The organism is Pseudomonas sp. MF08875 (assembly GCF_059862525.1).
The window spans coordinates 1-2,851 of sequence record NZ_JCBCUW010000102.1; the positions used below are offsets into that span (position 1 = coordinate 1).

At 51.0% G+C, this 2,851-nt stretch carries 2 protein-coding genes and 1 pseudogene; 2 read left to right on the forward strand and 1 reads right to left on the reverse strand.

Annotated features, from left to right (window positions below):
• Together AC19YT_RS27990 and AC19YT_RS27995 are read left to right on the forward strand one after the other, a co-directional pair.
• A pseudogene (locus AC19YT_RS27990) lies at window positions 1–117 on the forward strand (IS30 family transposase); the annotation flags it as partial.
• Between the two features lie 84 nt (window positions 118–201).
• Window positions 202–2,313, forward strand: a complete 2,112-nt coding sequence (locus AC19YT_RS27995; protein ID WP_152641138.1) for a hypothetical protein — start codon at window positions 202–204, stop codon at window positions 2,311–2,313.
• Between the two features lie 51 nt (window positions 2,314–2,364).
• On the opposite strand, the gene AC19YT_RS28000 is transcribed toward AC19YT_RS27995, so the two are convergent.
• Window positions 2,365–2,851: hypothetical protein (locus tag AC19YT_RS28000; protein WP_500611364.1), on the reverse strand; the 487-nt coding region annotated here is incomplete at its 5' end.

Here is a 2,851-nt window from a genome sequence, read left to right on the forward strand (position 1 = left end):
ACCGTCGAAGCCGTCAATCGGACAGTAGCGAGGATCAATCTACGCCCGCGCAAGCGCTTGGGCTGGAAGACGCCGTACGAAGTGCATACAGGGGTGAGCGTTGCACTTATGTGTTGAATTCAGGTTGTGATATTTTTTCTTAAGCTAATAGTTTTGTGTTTTTGAATGGTATAATTACAGGAACAACAATATTAAAACAAAATGCGCAACAAGTTATCATTATTAGCAATCGCAATTTCAGCAGTTTTTTCATCTCAAGCATTCGCAGATGGATTCGATTCAGTTCCAACGCCAGAGTCAGCGAGAGGCGATTACAGCTTTTCATTCTCAAATCAGATTTACGTCTCATGCCAAGGCGGGATTACAGTAAAAGGGGAAATCCCTTTACAGACATGGGTTCATTGGGACGGCGCTGTATCAACGAATACCTATTATGGCGTGGAGCAAGGCACCTCGGATTTCTACAAGGTCTTGATGGTTCAGGGTGGAGCATATTTTCCAAATTTCACGCCGGAAGAAACGAGACGTATGGGAGGGACAGTCGAGAACGTAAATGGGGTCGTTTGCGAAAGCCCAAACTACTACCAAAAACCGTCTTATGCTTATGACATATGGGGCGTTGAGCATTGCCCATCTGGTCAAACCGTTGGAGGCGTGGAGGGCGGCTACACAGCCAGATGGGGTTCGGTCCCTGTCTATTTCGGCATGAGCAAAGAGGGGGTAGGCACGAGCTATCTCTACGATAAGCAGACGAAAGCGCTCACTCCGTTCAATTATGACGATTACCCATCGCTCAACGAAGATCCTGACTATGCCCTACCTGGCTCTGTAATCGACGAACATCACGGCGAGTGGGATGCTGATAGTCAGCAAGCATGTGCCCCTGTCAGAACCTCCACAATCGTTACAGAGACGCGCGCACAAGCCTGCGAAGTAGGTGAGTCTGGTTCGAGGACAGAATCACGCACAGTCAAAGTCACCAGTGAAGGCGGCACCGAGGTAGCCAGAGAAGCTATTTCTGATTGGACAGTTTCTGAAAGCACATGCGTAGCGATGGCTCCAGAACCTCAGCCAGAGCCGGAGCAACCAGAGCCAGAACCAGCATGGGCGAGCATAGGCGCTGCGAGCGTCTCATTCACTTGTCCGGCTGGGCAAACAGTGGGCGGTTTGTTTGGGGCTGGCAACGTGCGCCAAGGCACGCTCAACGTCTATCAGAAAGGCTCCGAATACGGCTTGAAAGGGCAAGAAGATACTTTTAAACCTGTGGCTGCATCTATTGATGCGAACGGCGTTATCACCCTCACTGGTGTGGCGGAGAGCGACGTAGACTCGTATGGTAAATGGTTGAGTGGCAGTGAAGCTGCGTGTGCGGAGCCTACCCAATTTCAGCCAGTTGACGATTACAAATCCGAGACTGTGACGTGCGCCGAAGCTCAGGTTGGACATGTGACATACGCATACAATCGCCACTACGAGATCAACAACGCGACCGGGGAAACCCGCAACGACACCGGCTGGTTGCAAAGCGTGCAGGAGAACACATGCAAGGATCTCGAAGATGCTCTGCTTGAAGAGAGAGAAACGAGCCGTGAAGAGGCATGCCCGAACGGCAAAGCTGGGACAGTCATCGTCACCGGGAAAACCGTAACCTACGGTTTGTCAGGCTCGAAATTCATCGAGACTTCGAGAACAGAAAACTGCATAACTGACATCGACACGTTCGACAAAGAGACGAAGACAGAAGCGTGCCCTGCGGGCCAGACAGGTAGCATCGAGCTTTACAGAATCAAAGCCAAGAAGACTGATGGCAGCACGGTTTACCCTTATGGGGAAGACTACGTGCAGTCACAGAACACATGTGTTTCAGCGACTGTGCAGCCTGACAGCACGACAGGGAGCGCCGTTGCAGCTAAAGGCTTGCTCAGCAATCAGAGCGTCAAGGCTTCGGACACAACGTCGATTGACCGCTTGATAAGCTACCTCGACGTAGTGACGGACGTTGACCGATCAATCGACTACAAGCTCAATGTCGTTCTCGACTCGTTCAGCAAAGCGAATATCGCGAAGCTTGAGACTGTCTCTGCGAAGTGGAATCACGTCAGCGGCGGCAGAGTGGTACTCAGTGATGCACCGCATTTTGCTGACGCCTACGCTGGCTTTGGGGGAATCACACAGGCGAACGCATCGAGCTACGTGATCATCAGTGCGACCTACTCAAATGGTTCGATCAAGGTGAGTGCGAAGAAGGTTGGGGGCCTGAAAGGCAGTCAAGCGGTAAGCTTCACAGTGCCATTCGCTAAGATCGCTCAGTGATGCGCTGAAAAATAAAAGCTCCCTGAAGGGAGTTTTTATTTGGGTTGGTTACTAATATTCGATTAGATCTATGTATCTACACTCTTCATCGATCAGCGGCTGGCATAGATATTCGTTAAATCGGTAGGCGCCCTCGTAGTTTTGAATGTAGTTAACCATTAGTGAGTAAAGCGAGATCTCATGCTCCCGGTATTGGGCCTTGACGGCTGAGTCATCAAGGTCGTTCAGGGCTTCAGTCAGGTGCGGGTGGTGGAGCATACAATCATCTACGTCTTGGCAGACGAGGTATTCGAAGCAGCGTTTTCCGTAAAGCAGAACGTGATATTCTTGCATCTGAAGCTCGAATCGGGCGACGGGGAAAACGGCAAGGCTCTCATCGCAAATCTGATTCATTGTTTTCACAGCTATGAGTGGGCGGCCGCAAAAACTGAGTGCAACACCTGACCTTTCCGGTACGGTGCTGCCACTATGTCCTATCACGAACTCAGTATCCCCGAACGTGCGACCCTTCAACTCGGCCTTGCCCAAGGTTTCAGCC